The following is an 18,928-nucleotide window of genomic DNA, read 5'->3' as shown; positions in this document are numbered from 1 at the left end:
TCGCACTCATGCGAGCTGGTTGTTCCACATAGACAACGCGGAGCCGATCGCCATGTGCATGTCGAGGTACTGGTACGTGCCGAGACGCCCGCCGAACAGCACGTCCTTCTCGCCCTTGCCGAGGGCCCTGTAGGCCAGCAGCCCGGCACGGTCGTCCGCCGTGTTGACCGGGTAGTACGGTTCGTCATCGCGCGTCGCGAAGCGCGAGAACTCACGCATGATGACGGTCTTGTCGGTGGGATACCGGTCTGCTCGCTCTGGGTGGAAGTGGCGGAACTCGTGGATACGCGTGTAGGGCACGTCGGCATCGGCGTAGTTCATGACCGAGGTCCCCTGGAAGTCACCGGTGGGCAATACTTCCTGCTCGAGGTCGATCGTGCGCCAACTCAGCGCGCCCTCCGCGTACTCAAAGTACCGGTCGACAGGGCCGGTGTACACGATCGGCAGTTGTCCGACCGTGGCCTTCTTGTTGAACGGCTGCGACTCGTCGAAGAAGTCGGTCGACAGCTTCACCTCGATGTTCGGGTGATCCGCCATCCGCTCGATCCACGAGGTGTACCCATCGACGGGCAGACCCTCCCACGTGTCATTGAAGTAGCGGTTGTCGTAGGTGTAGCGGACCGGCAGGCGGCTGATGATCTCCGCTGGAAGGTCCCTCGGATCGGTCTGCCACTGCTTAGCCGTATAGTCGCGGATGAACGCTTCATACAGTGGGCGGCCGATCAGACCGATGCCGCGCTCTTCCAGGTTCTGTGCGGTCTTCGCGTCGAACTCGCCTGCAAGCTCGTGCACCAGGGCGCGTGCCTCGTCGGGGCTGTGCGCCGCCCGGAAGAACTGATTGATCGTGCCGAGGTTGATCGGCAGGGGGAACACCACGCCCTGATGGTTCGTGTAGACGCGGTGCACGTAATTCGTGAACGACGTGAAGCGGTTGACGTACTCCCACACCGTGGGGTTCGACGTGTGGAAAAGGTGCGCGCCGTAGCGGTGCACCTCGATGCCCGTCTCAGGCTCGTCCTCGCTGTACGCATTCCCGCCGATGTGGTGACGGCGGTCGATGACGGTGACCTTGCGACCGGACGCCGCGGCCCGCTCGGCGATCGTGAGGCCGAAGAAGCCGGAGCCGACGATGAGGAGATCCATGCCGTTCCCCTCAGGAATCCAATGGCGAGAACGCTCGCGCGATGGCATCGGGAAGGTGGACACCCGTGAGATCGACCGTCGACCCCGTCGAGTACGCGTCATGCAGCATTGCCACGACTTCGGCGTCGATACCCGAGCGCTCGAGTCCGATCCGATTCGCGCCGCGGATGGTCGCAGGGGTGCCGAACGCGAGCACGAAGGGTGGCATGTCACGAGTGACGACAGCCCCCATCCCGATCATCGCGCCCGCGCCGACCGTGCGGAACTGGTGCACGCTCGCACCGAGACCTAGATTCGCCCCCGAGCCGACGGTGACGTGTCCGGCGAGCAGCACACTCGACGCCATCGTCACGTTGTCACCGATACGGCCGTCGTGCGCGATGTAAACCTGGTTCATGATGAAGCATCCATCACCGATCACAGTGGCGTGCGTCAGACCCTGATGGATCTGCGCGTACTCTCGCACGACGTTGCGCGAGCCAACGACGACCCCCGCGCCGGCGCCCACAGGGTTGGTGCGCGAGTGCTCGAACGAGCGTACTTCGGGATTCGCCCCGATCGTGACGCCCGCACCGAACCAGTTGTCGTCTCCGAGCTCGACCTCACTGGAGATCACAACGAACGGACCGATGTAGTTGCCGTCGCCCATCCGTACGTCGTCGCCGATGATCGCTGTCGGGTGGATCTCATTCATCCTCGGCGGCCTCCTTCGGGGCGCGTGACTCCGCTTCCAACTGCTCGTCGAAGGGCGAGCGCTCGACATCGATCGAACCCTCTGTCGCCAATCGTCGCCGCATCACGAGCACCGCCAACGCCGCTACCCCCGCGCCCGCGAGATCGGCGAGGGTGAACATCATTCGTGAGACCACCGTCATCGCGACGGCCTCGGGGAGCGTCAGCAGCAGGAGCATCGCACCGACGAGCACCGCTTCGCGCGCGCCGATTCCGGACGGGAGCAGGAATGCGACGAGGCCGACGGTGAAGCCGATCGACATCGCCCCTGTGAGAAGAACAAGCGTGCCGAAGTCGGGGTCGACCAGCGAGTTCACCAGCAAGAACAGATGGAGGCCGTAGCAGATGTAGGCGGCCAGCGCGGCGCTGAGTGATCGCACGACGACCATCAACGACACTTCATGGTCGAGGGGCGGTCGACGGAACAGGCGAAGCGCGAGCGAGGCGAGCCACGTCATGACTTTCGGGTGCAGGCACACGAGCCCGATCGGCAGAAGCACGTAGAGCCACAGCAGTTGCGAGTGATCCTGGATCATGAGCGGAAGCGCGAAGGACCCGAGGATGAGCGACGCGACCACCCCGACACCGGCCGCGTAGAGCGCCGTGATGAGGACGCGAGGCCGAGCGACTCCGTACTGGCGTCCGAGCTCCATCTGCATCACGTAGGACCAAACGGAGCCCGGGACGTACTTGCCGAGTTGACCCACGAGGAGGATCTGGGCACCGCGCAGGATCGGCACGCGCGGGCCGAGCCCGTTCAGGATCGCGAGCCAACTGAAGGTCCCGAAGATGAGGCCTGCGACGACGAGCGCGAAGCTCGCGACGAGAGATGCGGGGGCGATGAGCTTCACCGCTTGGGACACTTCGTCCCACTGCGAGATCAGGTAGTAGACAGCGAACCCGATGATCACCGCGAGAAGTGCGTACCGAAGGAGGAGGAGCGCCCACGACCTGGGACTTCGCTTGACTGTGATGGTGCTGGTTCCTTGTCGGCGTCCGTAGGCCCTACGCCCGGCCGGGAGTAGAACTCCCCGCCAGTATGATTGGCGGGTCCCCTTTAAATACAGCTTTGGCAGGTCCAATGATACCCATCACCGTGGTCGAGTTCGGACCCGAAGAGGAGCGCCTCGTTCTCGAAGTCCTCCGATCCGGCCGTATCGCGCAGGGCCCGCTGGTAGCTCGGTTTGAAGAGGACTTCGCCCAGCTCACGGGCGTCAAGCACGCCGTCGCGGTCAACAACGGCACGACGTCCCTCGTCGCCTCCCTGCAGGTGCTGGACCTCAAGCCCGGCGATGAGGTGATCACAAGTCCCTTCACGTTCGCCGCGAGCCTCAACGCGATCCTCGAGGCCGGCGCGACGGCGCGGTTCGCCGACATCTCGGAGGATGACTTCAACGTCGATCCCGCCTCGATCGAGACCAGGTTGAGCGACCGCACGCGCGTACTGATGCCCGTCCACCTCTTCGGCCAGATCGCCGACATGGAGCGCATCTCCGTGATCGCACAGGACCGCGGACTGCACATCCTCGAGGATGCGGCGCAGGCCCACGGCAGCTCCCAGGGCTCCGCGAAGGCCGGAAGCTTCGGCCTGGGCTCGTTCTCCTTCTACGCCACCAAGAACATCACCACCGGAGAGGGCGGCATCATCACCACGGACGATGACGAGCTCGCCGAGCGGCTGCGAATTCTGCGCAATCAGGGTATGCGAGCGCGCTACGAATATGTCATGCAGGGGCACAACTATCGACTGACCGATCTCCAGGCGGCGCTCGCGATCCCCCAGATCGAACGGTACCCCGCGACGGTGCAGCAGCGACAGATCAACGCCGCCGCGATCAGCGACGGACTCGCGGGCGTCACAGGGCTCGTGACTCCGCGCGAGCTGCCCGGGCGCTCGCACGTGTGGCATCAGTACACCGTCCGCGTCACGGAGGATGCCGGCGTCTCTCGCGACGAGTTCGTCGCGAAGCTCGGCGAGGCCGGCGTCGGTGCCGGTGTCTACTACCCGCACCTCGTCTACGACTACGACGCCTACCGCGATCGCGACGACGTCATCATCGAACCGACGCCTGTCGCCGAGCGCATCGCCCGTGAGGTCGTCTCGCTCCCCGTGCACACTCATCTCACGCCGGGTCAGATCACGCACATCGTGGCATCCGTACGCTCGATTCTCGGAGCATCCGAGTGATCAACGTCGCGCTCGTCGGCGCCGGGACCATGGGTTCTTACCACGCACGGGTCGTTTCCAGTTCCGGCCGGGCGAAACTCGCCCGGGTGATCGACGGATACGAACCCGTTGGCCGGTCGGTCGCTGACCGCTACGACGCGGCGTGGAGTCAGTCACTCGGGGATCTCGAAGGCATCGACGCAGTGATCGTCGCGGCCTCGACGGAGGCCCACTACGATCTCGCGAAGCAGGTACTCGAGGCGGGCGTACCACTTCTCGTCGAGAAGCCCGTAGTCAACGACTACGAGAAGTCCCGGGAGATCGTCGCTCTCTCTGCATCGGTCGGGGTTCCCCTCGTATGCGGCCTCCTCGAGCGGTACAACCCCGCCGTGGTGACTGCTCGGGAGATCGTCGAGTCACCGATCCACATCACATCCACGCGCCACTCCCCCTACGCCCCGCGCATCAAAACGGGGGTTGCGTGGGATCTGCTGATCCACGATGTCGACCTCGCGATCAACATGTTCGACGCGGTGCCTGTCTCTACAGGCGGTGCGCTCGGCTACTTCCACCCCGATTCCCAGGTGGGCGCGGAGGACGTCGCTTCGGCCACCATGACGTTCTCGAATGGTCAGGTCGCCCAGCTGTCTGCGAGCAGGATCGGGCAGAAGAAGGACCGGACGATGACGGTCCACGAGCTCGACAAACTCATTGAGATCGATCTTCTGCGTCGAAACGTGACGGTCTACCGACACGTCTTCGCAGATGCCGCGCAGGCCGATGGCCGCGGGTACCGCCAGCAGACGTCGATCGAAATCCCCGAGATCACGAACGCGCGCGAACCGCTCGCTGCTCAGTTCGATCGGTTCGTCGACCTCGCGACCGGCCAAGCAGATGCCGAGGAAGAGCGCCGGTCGATCCTGCCCTCACACGAGGTGATCTCGACCCTCATCGCCACGAGTCGTCTCGAGCAGAGCCGAGCTTAAACGAACTTGGGGTCGCCGGGCTCGTCCAGATCGACGAGCCCGATCTGGCGTGCCGGAACGCCTCCGACAATCGTGCGCGGCGCGACGTCGCGAGTGACGACAGCACCCGCACCGACGACGGACTCGTCGCCGATCGTGACTCCCATGTTGATCACGGCGTTCGCGCCGATGAAGACACGATCGCCGATCTTCACAGGGCGCCGTTCGACCTCGGGGAAGCGTCGTCCAGACACGCAACGGCGCGCACTCGAGTGTGTGTAGATGTGCACACCCGACGAGATGTCGCACCCTTCGCCGATCTCCAAGCCACCTGACGCATCGATGATCGTGAACGCCCCGATCCAGGTGCCCGGCCCGACGACCGGCTCTCCGATGATCCACGCATGCGCGTTGTATGGGTTATCGGGGAAGCCGGCCGTCATGGTCTCAGGAGTTCTGGACCAGTCGGCTCATGCCGTCGTTGACATCGATCTCTGCGGTGAAGCCCAGCACACGCTGCGCACGCTCGATGTCGGCGGCGCGGCGTGACACCAGCACGTCGCGGGGGTTGAACTGCGGCTCGACGTCGCTGCCCACAGCCGCGATCAGAATCCGGGCGAGCTGCTCGACGGTCGTGTCGATGCCGGTTCCGACGTTGATCGGCACGTTCCCCGTTTCCGAGGTCAGTGCGAGCACCACGGCACGTGCGATGTCGGTCACATGGATGAAGTCCATCGACTGCTTGCCTTCACCGTCGATGACGGGGGCCTCGCCGCGCTTGAGGCGGTTGACGAAGTGGTTGATGACCGACGTGTAGTACGCGGTGGTCTTCTGTCCTTCGCCGTAGACGTTGAAGAAGCGCAGCGCGATCCAGGACAAGCCCGAACGACGCTGGTAGTACGCGAGAATGTCCTCGCCGGTGCGCTTGCCGATGCAGTACGGCGTCAGCGGATTGAGCTTGTCGTCCTCATGCATGGGCAGCTTCTCGGGGTCGCCGTATACCGAGGCACTGGACGCCTGGACGATGCGCTTGACCCCGAGTGATGCCGCGGATGCGACGACGTTGTGGGTACCGACGACGTTGATGTCGAAGGAGGAGAAGGGGTCCGCGACGCTCTTGTTGATCGAGTCGGCGGCGAGGTTGATGACGTAGTCATAGCCCTTCATCGCCGCAAGGACGGCTGCACCATTGCGGATGTCCTGATCGACCACGTCCACGCGTCCGGTCGCGACCAGCTCGTTCGCACGGTCGCGGTCGCCTCGCACCATGTTGTCGAAGATGCGAACGGTCCATCCCTCATCGAGCAGCCGTTCGACCACGTGCAGGCCGATGAAACCCGCTCCGCCGACGACGAAAACCTTCTTTTCAGTCATGATCTCTCTCTTGTGAATGCGTCAGCGTGCTGCCGCGACGGCGCCTGTAAGAACTTCGACGACGCGATCGACATCGCGCTCCTCGAGGTTGGCGTGCATGGGGATTGCCAGGTGGCGTCGGAAGAGGTCCGCCGAAACCGGCAGAGCCCCTTCGAAGCCGTACACCGGCTGAATGTGCGAGGCGTACGTGCCGAAGTTGCACTGCACTCCATTGCCACGCAATCGCTGCACGACGATCCCACGGTCGATGTCCGGGTCGAGCGTCACGACGTACGACTGCCACGGGTGGACGCGATCGTCGAGCGCGATGGGTGCGTGCACACCCTCGAGGGCCGCGAGCCGCTCATGATACGCGTCGGCGATCTCGCCGCGACGGGCGACCAGGCCCTCCAGACGGTCGAGTTGCGCGAGCATGATGCCCGCAGCGACGTCCGACATCCGGTAGTTGTAGCCGGCTTCGTCGAAGGAGGGAATGGGAAGGTCCGTGCTGCCTTCGCGCGAGAGCGCCGGAGCGATGCCGTAGGTGTGGAGCTTGCGTGCGTGATCGGCCAACGATGCGTCGTCGGTCGTCAGAGCGCCGCCCTCCCCCGCAGTGATCCCCTTGCGACCGTGGAAACTGAAGGTGGCGATGTCCGCCAGGCTGCCGGCGGGACGGCCATGGTACGACGCACCGGCGGAACATGCCGCGTCCTCCATGAGCCACAGACCGTGCTTGTCGGCGATCGCACGCAGCTCGTCGTAGTCGGCGGACTGTCCGAAGACATCGACCGCGAGGATACCGACGGTACGCGGCGTGATCGCGGCCTCGACGGCGGCAGGATCGACCGTCCAGATGTCGGGGCGGATGTCGGCGAAGACGGGAGTTGCACCCGTCCACATGACCGAGTGGCCGGTCGCGGGGAACGTGTAGTCCCCGACAATCACCTCGTCGCCGGCGCCCGCGCCGAGTACAGAAAGCCCGAGGTGAAGGGCGGACCCGCAATTGCTCGTTGCCAGCGCGTGCTGCGTCCCGGCAACCGCGGCGAACCGCTCCTCGAATTCACGGCAGGTCGGGCCCGCTCCTGACAGCCATCCGGATGCGAACACGCGGCTCACCGCGTCGAGCTCCGCTTGGCCTACCGTCGGCTCACCGAGCGCTACCGTGTGCGGCATCGAATGCCTTTCTTTCCGAGGGGCGCGACGACAGAGTGATTCGTGCTCGTCCATGCTATCCGACGGCCCAGTCCTGCCTCCGAGCGCTACTCCTGATCTACGGAGTAGAAGTGCATCGTGGTGGGACCGCTCGTGACGGTCGACACAAGCGTGACGCACGACTGATCGAGGGAAGACTCCGACATGACCCATTGCACATTGTCCTGAGCGAAGTCGCCGCACGAGTCGAACGTGAGTTGGATCTGATCGGGCGCAGGGTTGCGCGGCTCGGGATCGCCGTCACCGGCGACCCATGTGACGTTGGCGAGACGGTTCCAGACCCATACCGCTTCGTTGCCGGGGTCGATCTCGCTCCACATCTCCGGTGATGGAGCGCTCTGGAAGCCGTTGAACGACGGCACAGCCGTCTCGATCAGGAGCATCGTCGGCAGCGGCGTCGCGGAGATCCCCACCCATGCGCCCGGATCGTCGGCGTTGAGGCGCTCTATCTCTTGGGCGATGTCGGTCTTCCGCAGATCGAGGACTCCCCGGTAGACCGGATTGACAAGTCCCGCAGAAGCGAGCGAGAGGATCAACAGAAGCGCGGAGCCCCACACGATGACGCCTCGCCCGAGGAGATAGACGCAGGTGACGAAGAGGACGATGACGACAACAGCGGCGGCGAGCGCGACGGGACCGAGCTGGTCCATGATGGCGTCAGCACCGAAGGCGTCCAGCGCGAGCCATGTGACGCGCACGGCCACAAGTGTCGCGGCTCCGGCCGCGATCGCGCCCACCCACCATGGGATCCGTGGGAGCCCATCGCGAGCGCGCTCGTCGGCCCGCACTGCGACGACGATCACGATCACAAGGCTGAGGAGTCCCCATCCGAGCCTCATCCGCCCGTAGGTGGCTCGATCAAGGAGAAGGGCATGTGCGATCACGTCCCACCCGGGAACGAACATGAACGCGAACATGATGCCGGCGAGTGCCAGAAGCGCCACCGAAAGCCAGTCGCCGCGCCGCTGCCTGCGGAACCGATCGACGATCAGCCATACGAGGGTCGCGAAGATGAAGATCCCGACGAGGAGGAAGGTGGATGCTTCGGAGCTGTTCTGCCCGAAGGGCCGCCCTCCCGTGCGCTCCAGGCCCGCGGACAGCACACCGCTGAAGAGTGCGTCGAAGTCGGCGAGCGTGGCCTGGCCCACTCCCTGCAGTCGTTCTCCGGGATAGACCGTGCTCGTGAACCCCACGATCGTCTGCCAACGTGTGAACACCCACACGATGAGGACGCCGACACCCACGGCGCCACCGACGAGGAGCGGGATCATCCGACGCAATCTTGCACCGACGGACTCTGCATCAGCATCGCGTGTCAGCACATACCCGACACCGAACGCGAGGGCGACGAGGACAGCCGGCACGATGAAGGGCACGTAGATGCCGGTGCCCATCGCGATCGTGATGTACGCGGTGAGCGCTGCAAGCACCCACGGACCCCACCGCCCGCGGGACTTGATGGACCAGACGATGGTCGCCATGACGAGGAACGTCCACGCGGCCGGGTAGAACGTGATGGACAGATACCACCATTGGAAAAATGGCGCGAAGAAGAAGCCTGCACCGAGTAAGACCGCGGAGATGGGGCGACGCGGGAGAAGTGCCACGACGAAGAGGTACACGGCAGCCGCGAGCGCAAACCCGGGAAACCACCACTTGACGGCCATCGCCTGGTCGAGCGGGAGGAAAAGAAAACCCATCAGGTGCGGGCGGAACGCCATGGACCAGTCCGAAGACGGCAGGTCATGTTGGACGGTCGCATCCATCCCACCGGGGAAGGTGTCGTTGCGGATGGGCAGACCCTGTTCGACTTGGGAGATCGTCCAGCTCGTCTGGACGTACCATTCGTCGCTCCGCGTCGATTGCGGGTGTCCCGCAAGGAGATCGGGATCGCCGCTGTCACTGATGGTGGAGTGCATGATCCCCGTGGAGGATCCAGTGACACCCAGCGCGACCAGCGCTACGAAGAGCGCCGCAAGGAGCGCCAGTGGGATCGCGACGACGCGCCGGTTCGGAAGGCCGTCCGGTCTCGGTTCCACCCATCTCGACCATGCTCCCCGCACGCGACTGCTGAGGGACGGCTGCGACATGAGCTCATCGCTCACGATGAGACCTTGAGCGGAACCGCTCGCATCTCTTCGAGCACCGCAAGGTGCTTGTCGCCTACCGCCTGGATCGTGAAGTGCTCGTCGATGAGACGGGTGGCGTTGCCTTCGACTCGTTCACGCGCCGCATGAGGATCGTCGAGGACGTGGTTGACCACGACTGCAAGGTCGTCGATGCTCGCTCGCTCGTCGCCTGCCCCGCGGTCGGCGACGATGAACAGATCGAGCTCGTCGCGGAGCGCGACCTCAATGAAATTGTCGGGACGCACGCCCGCGACGACCGGCACGCCGGCCGCCAGCGCCTCGAGGCTCGCAGTGCCGAACCCCTGGCCTTCGAGTTCGTGGACTTCGAGAGCCGCACCTGCTAGCAGGTCGGGGATCTCGGACGAGGGGCGAGCGCCGAGAGCGAGTATCGATTCGCGTACGCCGAGGTGTTCGGCAATGTGAAGGAACTCGTCGTGATAGATGCCGCCCACGACGACGACGAGGGCATCCGGGTGCCGCTCCAGGATCGCGGGGAGGGCCTTCACGAGCGCGATGCGGTTGCGCTGCGGAATGACATGCCCGAGCGAGACGATGAGGGGTCGATCGCCCGTCCCCAGCCGCTCGGCGAGCGCGGAGGGGTCCCCGCCGCGCATGCGCTCGGGATCGATGCCCACGGGGATCGCGACCTTGCCCGAAATTGCCCGAATGTACCGCTTGTCGATGTAGCGGTCCATGAGCCGATCCATCACCACGAGCCGCGGGCGATGCAGACGCATGAGCGGGGCGACGAGGATCGTGTCGGCGGCCGCGTAGACGAACGAGTTGAACTTGCTGAGCGGGCTCTCGAGACGCGTGTGGATGCTCAGGAGCGTGGGCTTGGACCGGCTTCGCGCCCACCATCCAGAGAGCCAGGTCAAGTCGAAGAACTGACCGTGCTGATGGACGACGTCGGGTGCGAAGTCATCGAGCACCTCGAAAACGCGTCGCTTCGCGCGGGGGGAGATGGTGAAGCCGATGTCGAAGTTGGCGGCGAACCGTGTCTTCGGGAGCGTCCACGCGGGAATACGCACGATTGTGATGCCGTCGCGCTCCTCGCGCATCGGGGCGTCGTCGTAGGTCGCGGTCATCACGAGGACCTCGTGGCCCCGCGCGGCATAGTGCTTTGCGAGGTTGTCCGAGAGGTGCGCTGATCCACCGGGGCGGGGCGGGAAGAAGTTGTTGACGACAGCGATTCTCATGGCTTCTGACTGATCGATGGTAGGCGTGCCGGCGGGCTGTTCATCCTATCCGAGCGGTTCTGAATGCTCCCTGAGCCTCGCCGCGGACGGGTTACTCGTGAAGTGTGAGTCAGATGTCGCGGTAGCGGAACCCGTCACGCAGCCCGCGGAAGAAGGCGCGGATCTTCGTGGGACGATCCTTCTCGCAGAAGATCACCTTGATCCAGGCTTTGATCCCGTAGCGGACGTCGTCGCGGAACCATCGACCCATTCCGAAACGACGCGCGACGATGACACGGTTGCGCGACATGTAGTACTGACGAAGCGGCGAGTAGTTCGACAGGTACACCCGACGTCCGAAGAACGAAGCAGGCACGGAGTCCCCGAATCGGTGATCGAGCAGCGTGTCGTAGACCTTCAGATTCGTATACCCCGCCCGACTCGCCCGCAGGCTGATGTCGTGGTCGACGTAGTCGATGAAGAGACCCTCGTCGTGCAGCCCGATCTCCTCGAGGAGTTCTCGCGAGAAAAGCGCACCCGAAGAGATGAGAGCGTCGATGGGCGCACTCCCCTGTCCGCGATCCGCATCGTAGACGTTGCCCGTCTCAGCCGCCCGCAGCGCCGGTCCGACGATGCCTGCACGAAGGTCCGTACGCGACTGCGCGCGCAACAGCGCGGGGAGCATCCCCTCGGTCACAGTGCTGTCCTGATCGAAGATCCACACGAAGTCGAAGCCGTCGGTCAGCGCCGCGCGCATGCCGGCGTTGAATCCGGCGGCGACACCCACGTTGCCGTCCTGGTCGAGGACGGTCACCCGGGGGCGCGCCCGAAGACCGTCGATAATCTCCGCCGAGTGGCTCGGCGAGTTGTTGACCACGAAGACCCACGGCACCTGTGCCAGGAGCAGATCGACGTTCTCAATGACGCCCTCGGGCGGCTGATAGACGAGCACCACCCCTGCCGTCCGTCCGCCGTGATCCTGCTCAGCCATCGGTCGCTTCGATGACGGAGACGGACGCGGCGACCGTGCCGAAGGTCGTGTTGTCCGTGCGAACGGTCAGCATCGCTCCTTGCATGAGACCGTGGCTGCTCGGCTCGCTCACTCCGGCGGCATTCGCGTTGATGTAGTACTGGCCGGGGCCGAAGTACACGTGCTCGATGCGAAGATCCACGTGCGTCGGCCCTGTGATGGGCGCGAGGGTGACGTTGAGCGCCTCGGTGTTCGAAGCGAGGACCATGTGCCCGAGCGGAGTGTCGACGCTGAATCCGACTTCCCACCGTTCGATCGGGCGCAGGGAGTCCACGTGTACGCGAATCGTCAGGGGATCGCCTTCCTCGATGGCGCGAGTCTCGTGACCGTCGCCATCCAGGATCTCGATCTTCTTCACCTGAATCGGGCGGGTGGTGTCCGTTGACTCCGCTTCACCGGCCCGTCGTCCGTCCAGGACGTCGCGTAGTGCGCCGATCGCTTCGTTGGTGTCGCCGTCGTAGACGATGCGCCCATCGCTGAGCACGATCCCGCGGTCGCAGAGTTCGGCGACCTGCTGGGCAGAGTGACTGACGAGGATGATCGTGCGGCCTTCTTCGCGGAACTGCTCGATCCGCTCCATGCACTTGCGCTGGAAGGCTTCGTCGCCGACGGCGAGTACCTCATCGACCAGGAGAATGTCGGGATCCGTGTGCACGGCGACGGCGAATGCCAGCCGCACGTACATGCCCGAGGAGTAGAACTTGACCGCGGTGTCGATGAAGTCGCCGATGCCGCTGAATGCGACGATCGAGTCGAACTGGCTGTCGATCTGCGCTCGGGTCAGTCCGAGGATGGACGCGTTGAGGTAGACGTTCTCGCGACCGCTCAGGTCGGGGTGGAACCCGGCACCGAGCTCGAGCAGAGCGGCCATTCTCCCGCGGGTGTGAACCGTCCCCGTCGTGGGTGACACGATGCCGCCGATCAGCTTCAGCAGGGTGCTCTTGCCGGAGCCGTTGGCGCCCAGGAGGCCTACCGTCGTGCCTGCTTCGATGGTGAGCGTCACATCGTCGACAGCCACAAAGTCGGCGCGGTGTGCCCGGCCGAGCTGGCCCAGGTGGACGATGCGGTCCTTCAGGCTGTTGTCCTTGCGCACGATGAAGTGCTTGGTCACGCCGTTCAGGCGAACGATGTCGGGGCGAGGCTGTGACATGGAGGTGTCCATCAGAGCTCCTGCGCGAAGTTGCCCTGCAGGCGAGTGAACACCCGGTGGGAGATGAAGAGGAGGACAACGCCGATGATGCCCGCGACCAGCATTCGCATCCCGAGGTCCGGGGGGTAGTCCGCGGGCGTGCCCGGCCCCCAGAACGCGCGGTGGAAACCGAGGACCGCGAGCGTCACGGGGTTCGCGGCATAGATCTCGAGCACCCACGAGGGCAGGCCCAACCGTGCGACGGCGTCCGACACCATCTGCCAGGAGTAGACGATCGGAGATGCCCACATCGCCAGCATCATGACCACTTCGGTGAGGTACTGGATGTCGCGAAGGTAGACGTTCAACGCCGCCAGCAGCAGGCCGATCCCGATCCCGTATACCAGGATCAGAAACATCGACGGGAAGAACCAGAGCATCATCACCGGTTCCGGCAGCGCCTGGAACGCGACGGCGGCGACGACGAGCACGACCAGCTGCACCAGGAACATGAAGCTCGCCGCGCCGATCGAAGCGAGCGGGAAGATCTCCCGCGGAAGGTAGATCTTCTTCACCAGCCCGGCATTGCCGATGATGGAGCCGGTCGAGCCGAACACCATGTCACTGAAGAAGGTGAATAGGGTGAGCCCCGAGAAGAGGTAGATCGCGAACTGGTCGATGCCTTCCGCGGCGCGCAGGAACTGCCCCAGCACGATGAAGTACATCAGGAACTGGATGATCGGCCGGATCACCGTCCACAGGAAACCGAGGAAGCTGTCGCGGTAGCGCGCCTGCAGGTCGCGTCGGACCAGGAGCTTGAGCAGCTCGCGGCGGGACAGGATCTCGCGGATCTTTCCCCCCCGGCCTGCCGGGTGCATCCCGCGTGCGTCGACGGTGAGGAACGGCTCCGCAGCGAGCCGTTGATATCGTTCAGAAGTTTCCAAGGGTCCTACTCGCGTCTATGCCCAACCAAGGCACTATATCCGTCCCAGTCAGGGGTTCTGGACCGGCCATCATTTCGAGTTCCGCCGCAGCAGGTTCCGCGCTGAGGCTCGGGGATGCCGGAGGCGGCGTGTCCATCGACCGAGCCACCGGTCGGGCTCGAGCGCCCGACCGACCTTCGCGCCGGTACCCGGATGCCACAACCGCATGTAGATGCGGGCGAAGTCACGAGCGCGCCCGTGCCCGACGTAGCCCGCGAGCTTCAGGAACTCGATCTGCTCGTAGGTGTAGCCGGGGATCGTGGCCGACATCTCGTCGAAGTTGAACTCGAACGTCGTATGGCTGATCGACATGTACTCGAAGTTCGACACCGTCCGGCTGTGGTAACCGAGCTCGCCCGCCGCGTAGCAGGGCATCCGCTCCAGGATGTGCGCGAGCCCGCCGTCGCGGTAGGCTTCCGCGCCACCGAACTTATCGTAGGTCCAGTCCTGCTCGACGAGGACGCGCAATGCCTCTGGCCGCGCGACGAACATCGAACCGTACGGCGCCAGTGGTGAGATCTCGTCCAGCGGCACCTGGATCCCGAATTCGGCCGCGAGCTTCTCGAATCCCGGCTTGTTCGACCACCATCCCCGGCCCATGGTCGGGTATCCGATGTGGATCGTCGGTGGGAACACCAGTCCGAGGCCCGGCTCCTTCTGGAACAGCGCGATCAGGTTCGCGGTGTACCCGGGGCTACTCAGGAGGTTCTCGAACTGCTGCGCCTTGAAGTGGCGGCCGATGTTGTACCCGTCCTGGACCGTCTTCTTGGAGTGGATCTTCACGACGAGGTCGTACGCGCCGCTGAGCAGCACGTCGCGGCATCCGATCAGGAAGGCGCTCTGGTCGCGGCCGTCGTTCGATGCGAGGACCCGCACGTCGACGCTCCCGCGCGTCGTTCCTCGCGCGTCGATGGCCGCCTGGATCGCCGCAGCCCTCGTCGCGTCCGGCGTCGTCACGACGAGGTCGTAGGCACCCGGTAGCGTGTCCGCGCGGTCGAGTATCTCGCCGGTCATCTCCTCATAGAAGATATGCGCGATGACCACCGTGCGGAAGGGCTCGGTCGGGTCGTAGGACACGTCGATCTCCGGGAGCACTTCGAGCATGCACGCATCCGCGTTCAGGTCTCTCGGCGGGACGTTGCGGGCGAGGTTCCGCCAGATGAGCTCCACCGGATAGCCGTATGACGCCGCCTTCTCCAACGTCCACCGGCCGATGACCGCGAAACGGTCGAGATAGGGCGGCCACTGGAAGAACGGACGACGTTTGAGCACGGGGCACCCGTTGTCCAGCAGCGCGTCGGCATTCAACAGCGATGGGTTCTTCGTGTCGTAGTCGAGATGGTTGAAGGCGACGTCTTGGGTGAATCCGAGGGAATCGAAGTGTGCTGTGAAAACAGCTTCGTGCAGCAGCACACCGTCGAAGTGCTCCGCCATCGGCGGCAGTTCGCGCCAGTAGCGCGCCCACTCCTCCGACTGGAGCATCTCGCGTCGCACCGCGATCCAATAGGACTGCAGATGAACGGGGAGCTCGCCCTTCTTCGTGAAGGGATTCGGCACCTCTTTGCCGTGATCGGTCATGCCCCAGAAGTGGGCAGCACGCGCATCCATGCGATCGAACACCGGGCCGAACGGCCGCACAGGACCGAACCAGCTGTCGTTGGTGAGGAGGACCTCGTCGTACTCGGCGATTGCGGTACCGACATGCTCGAGTGCGTCCTTGTGCGCCCAGATATCGAATCCGACGTTCTCGCGCACGAGGATCTCGTCGGCGACGGGTTCGAGCTTGGCCCGTCCCTCGTCCGACAATGACCCATTGATCACGACGAGCATGCGAGTCGCATGATCCCGCAGCGCGGCGAGCGCGTGGGGAACGTAGTCCTCGACGCCGCCCCGCCTGTCGTAGACGACGTAGATGATCAATCGGCTGCCGCCGACCGGGAACACTTCCGCGACGCGCTCAGGCGTCGCCATTGTCGCCGTCATGCGCCCGTCCCATCTGCCGTCGAACCGCCACGCAATCTGCTCTTGATCGCTCGCATCGCGAAGATCCCCCGTCGCGCGATGCCGCCGAGCGGCCTCGTGACTGGGCGCACCGCCTCGGCAAGCCGCGGGTGGTTGAGATTGATGTACATCCGCGTGAGAGCGATGATGCCGCCGTGCCCGGCCCACCCGGCACGGTGAAGGAACTGGATCTGATCCACAGGGTACCCAGGGGTGGTCGCGGACAGCTGGTCGATCTTGTACTCGAGCGAACCGTGACTGATGCCTGCGTGTTCCGCATTCATGATCGTTCGGGAATGGAACCCGAGCTCGCCGGCAGCGAGAGGAATGAGGCGCTCCTGGAGCCGGCCGAGGTCCGACCCCTTCGCGCGCGGCGAAGCCGAATAGTCGGAGAAGCCCCAGTTCGCATCTCTGAGAAGCCGCATCGCGGACGGACGCGCGATCCACATCCCACCGAGGGGGGCCAGGGGGGAAACCCCGTCGAGCGGGACCCGGATTCCGAGCTCAGCGCACAGTTCGACGGCCCGTTCGCGATACAGCAGCCACGCGCGACCCGGGGTCGCATAGCCGAGGTGCAGCATCGGCGGGAAGACGACCCCCAGTCCGGACTCGCGCTGGAAAAGTCCCAGCACGTTCGCGAAGTACCCGGGGCTGCTCAGCAGGTTCTCGACCTCGTAGCGGCGGAAGTAGCGTGCCGTGTTCACGCCGCGCTTCTTGGGTACCCGAGTGTGGACCTTGACGACGAGGTCGTAGGCGTCATCCTCCAGGACATCGCGAGAGCCCACGAAAAAGGCGCTCATGTCGCGACCGCGGCGTGACGGAACGAGCCTGACATCTCGGCGCACCGCCTGCCCCTGTAACGCGTCGATCGTCGCCTGGAGCGACTCGAGTCGATCAGGAGCCGACGTGGTGACGATCAGATCGAACGCCACAGGCAACGCCGCGAGACGGTCGAAGACGTCGCCGAGCTCGTCGCTCCCGCGGACGTGGACGACCGCGGCGACACGCATCGGACGCGTCGGGTCGTAGGACACATCGACGTCAGGGAGCACTTCGAGCATGCCCGCGTCGGTGTTGAGCACCTTCGGCTTGACGTTGCGAGCGAGGTTCTGCCAGATCAGCGCCAGGGGGTAGCCGTAGTCACCGACCTCGGCGAGGATCTGTCGACCGATGACGGCATGGCGGTCCAAGAACGGCGGGTAGTGGAAGAAGGGACGACGCTTCAGGACGGGGCACCCGTCAGCGAGCAGCAGGTCCGGGTTGAACAGCGCGGGGTGATCGGTCGGATAGTCGGCGGAACGATACGCGACATCATGCACGTACCCGGCGTCGCCGAAACGCTCCGTGAAGACCGCTTCATGCTTGAGAACGGCGTCGAAATACGACGGCATCGCGGGGAGCTCCCGCCAATACCGCGCCCATTCCGGCGACAGGAACATCGCTCGCCTGACAGCGATCCAGAACGACTGCAGGTGGTACGGCAGCACACCCTTCTGAGTGAACGGGTTCGGGTCTTCACGAGCGTGATCGGTCATGCCCCAGAAGTGCACCGATCGATCCCCCATACGATCGAGCACCGGACCGAACGGACGCACCGGCCCGAACCAGGTGTCATTCGTCATCACGACTTCGTCGAACTCGGCGATGCCGCTGCCGACGTGGTCGAGGGCTTCCTTGTGAGCCCAGATATCGAAGCCGATGTTGTCGCGGACGATGATCTCGTCCGACACCGGGGCGAGCTTCGCCCGGCCGGCCGCACTGAGCGATCCGTTCACCATCACGAGGATTTTGGAAGCGTGGGCGCGCAGGCCCTCCAGCGCGAACGGGATGAAGTCGTCGACGTCGCCCCGCTGGTCGTACACGACGTAGATGACCAGGCGTTTCCCCTCTTCCGGGAACACCGAGGGAGCCGCGATCGGGCGCGCCGGTTCAGCTTCTGTCATGACTCTCCACATTCGTGTCGCACCAGCCGGATGCAGAGTGCTGCTTCAGGCGTGGTGCGACCGCGTCGATCCTAGACGGCGCGGCCGGGCGCACCCTGTGCGAGCGCCTTGAGGAGATAGGCGCCATACCCGCTCTTGACCAGCGGTTCGGCGCGCTGTCGCAACTCGTCGTCGCTCAGGAACCCCATCCGCCATGCGACCTCTTCGGGGCAGCCGATCGAGAGCCCCTGGCGCTTCTCGACCGTCCGGATGAAGTCCGTCGCCTCGCTCAGGGAGTCGAACGTGCCCGTGTCCAGCCACGCAGTGCCACGCGGCAGGAGCTCCACCTTCAGATCGCCTCGCTGGAGGTACGCCTTGTTGACGTCGGTGATCTCGAGCTCGCCTCGCGGGGAGGGCTCGAGCCCCTTCGCGATCTCCACGACGTCGTTGTCGTAGAAGTACAGTCCTGGCACCGCATAGTTGCTCTTCGGCACAACGGGCTTCTCCTCGAGGGAGACCACTCGTCCCTGGGCGTCGAATTCGACGACGCCGTACGCCGCAGCGTCATCGACCCAGTAGCCGAACACGACACCGCCGGTCAGATCGTTGTACTGGCGGAGGCGTGTGCCCATGCCCTGTCCGTAGAAGATGTTGTCGCCCAGAACGAGCGCGACGGTGTCTGAGCCGATGTGATCCTCGCCGAGGATGAACGCCTGTGCAAGACCGTCCGGAGACGGCTGGCTCACGTACGTGATCGACACGCCGAACTGCGACCCATCGCCCAGCAGACGCTGGAACTGGTCCGCATCCTGAGGCGTCGTGATGATCAGGATGTCTTGGATCCCCGCCAGGATGAGCGTCGAAAGCGGGTAGTAGATCATCGGCTTGTCGTACACCGGGACCAGTTGCTTAGAAATCCCCAGGGTGATGGGGTGGAGCCGCGACCCGGTGCCGCCGGCCAGAATGATGCCACGCATACCCACC

Annotated in this window: 16 protein-coding genes; 2 read left to right on the top strand and 14 right to left on the bottom strand. The window is 64.7% G+C overall.

The window, feature by feature from the left end; translation table 11 throughout:
- Positions 1–6: 6 nt before the first annotated feature.
- Genes glf through ASD65_RS17195 form a run of 3 tightly spaced genes read right to left on the bottom strand, consistent with a single transcriptional unit; the run spans position 7 to position 2,786 of the window.
- Positions 7–1,143 carry a UDP-galactopyranose mutase gene (glf, locus tag ASD65_RS17205; RefSeq protein ID WP_056225582.1) on the bottom strand — a complete coding sequence of 379 codons (1,137 nt, stop codon included), beginning with the start codon at positions 1,141–1,143 and terminating at the stop codon, positions 7–9.
- A gap of 10 nt (positions 1,144–1,153) precedes the next feature.
- Positions 1,154–1,837, bottom strand: coding sequence for a hypothetical protein (locus ASD65_RS17200; protein ID WP_056225579.1), 684 nt, complete (start codon positions 1,835–1,837; stop codon positions 1,154–1,156).
- Positions 1,830–2,786: a lysylphosphatidylglycerol synthase domain-containing protein gene (locus ASD65_RS17195; RefSeq protein ID WP_056225575.1), complete on the bottom strand. Its 957-nt coding sequence runs from the start codon at positions 2,784–2,786 to the stop codon at positions 1,830–1,832. The genes ASD65_RS17200 and ASD65_RS17195 overlap by 8 nt, the downstream gene beginning before the upstream one ends.
- A 170-nt stretch (positions 2,787–2,956) precedes the next feature.
- Here ASD65_RS17195 and ASD65_RS17190 point away from each other — a divergent pair, with 170 nt between their 5' ends.
- Together ASD65_RS17190 and ASD65_RS17185 are read left to right on the top strand one after the other, a co-directional pair.
- Entirely contained in the window at positions 2,957–4,063 is a 1,107-nt protein-coding gene (locus tag ASD65_RS17190) for a DegT/DnrJ/EryC1/StrS family aminotransferase (RefSeq protein WP_056225572.1), read from the top strand.
- Entirely contained in the window at positions 4,060–5,028 is a 969-nt protein-coding gene (locus tag ASD65_RS17185; RefSeq protein ID WP_268778147.1) for a Gfo/Idh/MocA family protein, read from the top strand. Before ASD65_RS17190 ends, ASD65_RS17185 begins: the two co-directional genes overlap by 4 nt.
- On the opposite strand, the gene ASD65_RS19420 is transcribed toward ASD65_RS17185, so the two are convergent.
- The 11 genes from ASD65_RS19420 to rfbA all read right to left on the bottom strand — a co-directional run bounded on the left by ASD65_RS19420 (position 5,025) and on the right by rfbA (position 18,921).
- A complete protein-coding gene (locus tag ASD65_RS19420) occupies positions 5,025–5,450 on the bottom strand; it encodes an acyltransferase (protein ID WP_056225568.1) in 426 nt (141 codons plus the stop codon). The genes ASD65_RS17185 and ASD65_RS19420 overlap by 4 nt on opposite strands.
- A 4-nt stretch (positions 5,451–5,454) precedes the next feature.
- Positions 5,455–6,381, bottom strand: a complete 927-nt coding sequence (locus ASD65_RS17175; protein ID WP_056225565.1) for an NAD-dependent epimerase/dehydratase family protein — start codon at positions 6,379–6,381, stop codon at positions 5,455–5,457.
- Between the two features lie 21 nt (positions 6,382–6,402).
- Positions 6,403–7,533 (bottom strand): DegT/DnrJ/EryC1/StrS family aminotransferase, encoded by a 1,131-nt coding sequence (locus tag ASD65_RS17170; protein ID WP_056225562.1) that lies wholly within the window; start codon positions 7,531–7,533, stop codon positions 6,403–6,405.
- A gap of 86 nt (positions 7,534–7,619) precedes the next feature.
- Positions 7,620–9,611, bottom strand: a complete 1,992-nt coding sequence (locus tag ASD65_RS17165; RefSeq protein ID WP_156378974.1) for a DUF7657 domain-containing protein — start codon at positions 9,609–9,611, stop codon at positions 7,620–7,622.
- 62 nt (positions 9,612–9,673) lie between these two features.
- Positions 9,674–10,900, bottom strand: a complete 1,227-nt coding sequence (locus ASD65_RS17160) for a glycosyltransferase family 4 protein (RefSeq protein ID WP_056225557.1) — start codon at positions 10,898–10,900, stop codon at positions 9,674–9,676.
- Positions 10,901–11,009: 109 nt separating this feature from the next.
- Positions 11,010–11,870 (bottom strand): glycosyltransferase, encoded by an 861-nt coding sequence (locus ASD65_RS17155; RefSeq protein WP_056225555.1) that lies wholly within the window; start codon positions 11,868–11,870, stop codon positions 11,010–11,012.
- On the bottom strand, positions 11,863–13,059 hold the full coding sequence (locus ASD65_RS17150) for an ABC transporter ATP-binding protein (RefSeq protein ID WP_056226401.1): 1,197 nt from the start codon (positions 13,057–13,059) through the stop codon (positions 11,863–11,865). The genes ASD65_RS17155 and ASD65_RS17150 overlap by 8 nt, the downstream gene beginning before the upstream one ends.
- 11 nt (positions 13,060–13,070) lie before the next feature.
- Entirely contained in the window at positions 13,071–13,982 is a 912-nt protein-coding gene (locus ASD65_RS17145) for an ABC transporter permease (RefSeq protein WP_056225553.1), read from the bottom strand.
- A gap of 69 nt (positions 13,983–14,051) precedes the next feature.
- Complete coding sequence (locus ASD65_RS17140) at positions 14,052–16,004, bottom strand: rhamnan synthesis F family protein (RefSeq protein WP_082561970.1); 1,953 nt, start codon at positions 16,002–16,004, stop codon at positions 14,052–14,054.
- The gene (locus ASD65_RS17135; protein ID WP_056225546.1) at positions 16,001–17,965 is read right to left on the bottom strand and encodes a rhamnan synthesis F family protein; all 1,965 of its coding nucleotides are present in this window, start codon (positions 17,963–17,965) and stop codon (positions 16,001–16,003) included. Before ASD65_RS17135 ends, ASD65_RS17140 begins: the two co-directional genes overlap by 4 nt.
- A gap of 71 nt (positions 17,966–18,036) precedes the next feature.
- Positions 18,037–18,921: a glucose-1-phosphate thymidylyltransferase RfbA gene (rfbA, locus tag ASD65_RS17130; protein WP_056225543.1), complete on the bottom strand. Its 885-nt coding sequence runs from the start codon at positions 18,919–18,921 to the stop codon at positions 18,037–18,039.
- Positions 18,922–18,928 lie beyond the last annotated feature (7 nt).

The sequence above is a fragment of the Microbacterium sp. Root61 genome, from assembly GCF_001427525.1.
Taxonomy (GTDB): domain Bacteria; phylum Actinomycetota; class Actinomycetes; order Actinomycetales; family Microbacteriaceae; genus Microbacterium.
Note: the sequence above shows the minus strand (reverse complement) of the source record. Positions and strands in the feature narration are given on the sequence as shown.

What these genes read in the sequence shown, in the direction of transcription:
- ASD65_RS17190 (WP_056225572.1), top strand. Translation starts at nt 2,957, where the DNA reads ATGATACCCATCACCGTGGTCGAGTTCGGACCCGAAGAGGAGCGCCTC.
- ASD65_RS17175 (WP_056225565.1), bottom strand. Translation starts at nt 6,381, where the DNA reads ATGACTGAAAAGAAGGTTTTCGTCGTCGGCGGAGCGGGTTTCATCGGC.
- ASD65_RS19420 (WP_056225568.1), bottom strand. Translation starts at nt 5,450, where the DNA reads ATGACGGCCGGCTTCCCCGATAACCCATACAACGCGCATGCGTGGATC.
- rfbA (WP_056225543.1), bottom strand. Translation starts at nt 18,921, where the DNA reads ATGCGTGGCATCATTCTGGCCGGCGGCACCGGGTCGCGGCTCCACCCC.
- ASD65_RS17140 (WP_082561970.1), bottom strand. Translation starts at nt 16,004, where the DNA reads ATGACGGCGACAATGGCGACGCCTGAGCGCGTCGCGGAAGTGTTCCCG.
- ASD65_RS17135 (WP_056225546.1), bottom strand. Translation starts at nt 17,965, where the DNA reads ATGACAGAAGCTGAACCGGCGCGCCCGATCGCGGCTCCCTCGGTGTTC.
- ASD65_RS17200 (WP_056225579.1), bottom strand. Translation starts at nt 1,837, where the DNA reads ATGAATGAGATCCACCCGACAGCGATCATCGGCGACGACGTACGGATG.
- ASD65_RS17170 (WP_056225562.1), bottom strand. Translation starts at nt 7,533, where the DNA reads ATGCCGCACACGGTAGCGCTCGGTGAGCCGACGGTAGGCCAAGCGGAG.
- ASD65_RS17160 (WP_056225557.1), bottom strand. Translation starts at nt 10,900, where the DNA reads ATGAGAATCGCTGTCGTCAACAACTTCTTCCCGCCCCGCCCCGGTGGA.
- ASD65_RS17155 (WP_056225555.1), bottom strand. Translation starts at nt 11,870, where the DNA reads ATGGCTGAGCAGGATCACGGCGGACGGACGGCAGGGGTGGTGCTCGTC.
- glf (WP_056225582.1), bottom strand. Translation starts at nt 1,143, where the DNA reads ATGGATCTCCTCATCGTCGGCTCCGGCTTCTTCGGCCTCACGATCGCC.
- ASD65_RS17150 (WP_056226401.1), bottom strand. Translation starts at nt 13,059, where the DNA reads ATGTCACAGCCTCGCCCCGACATCGTTCGCCTGAACGGCGTGACCAAG.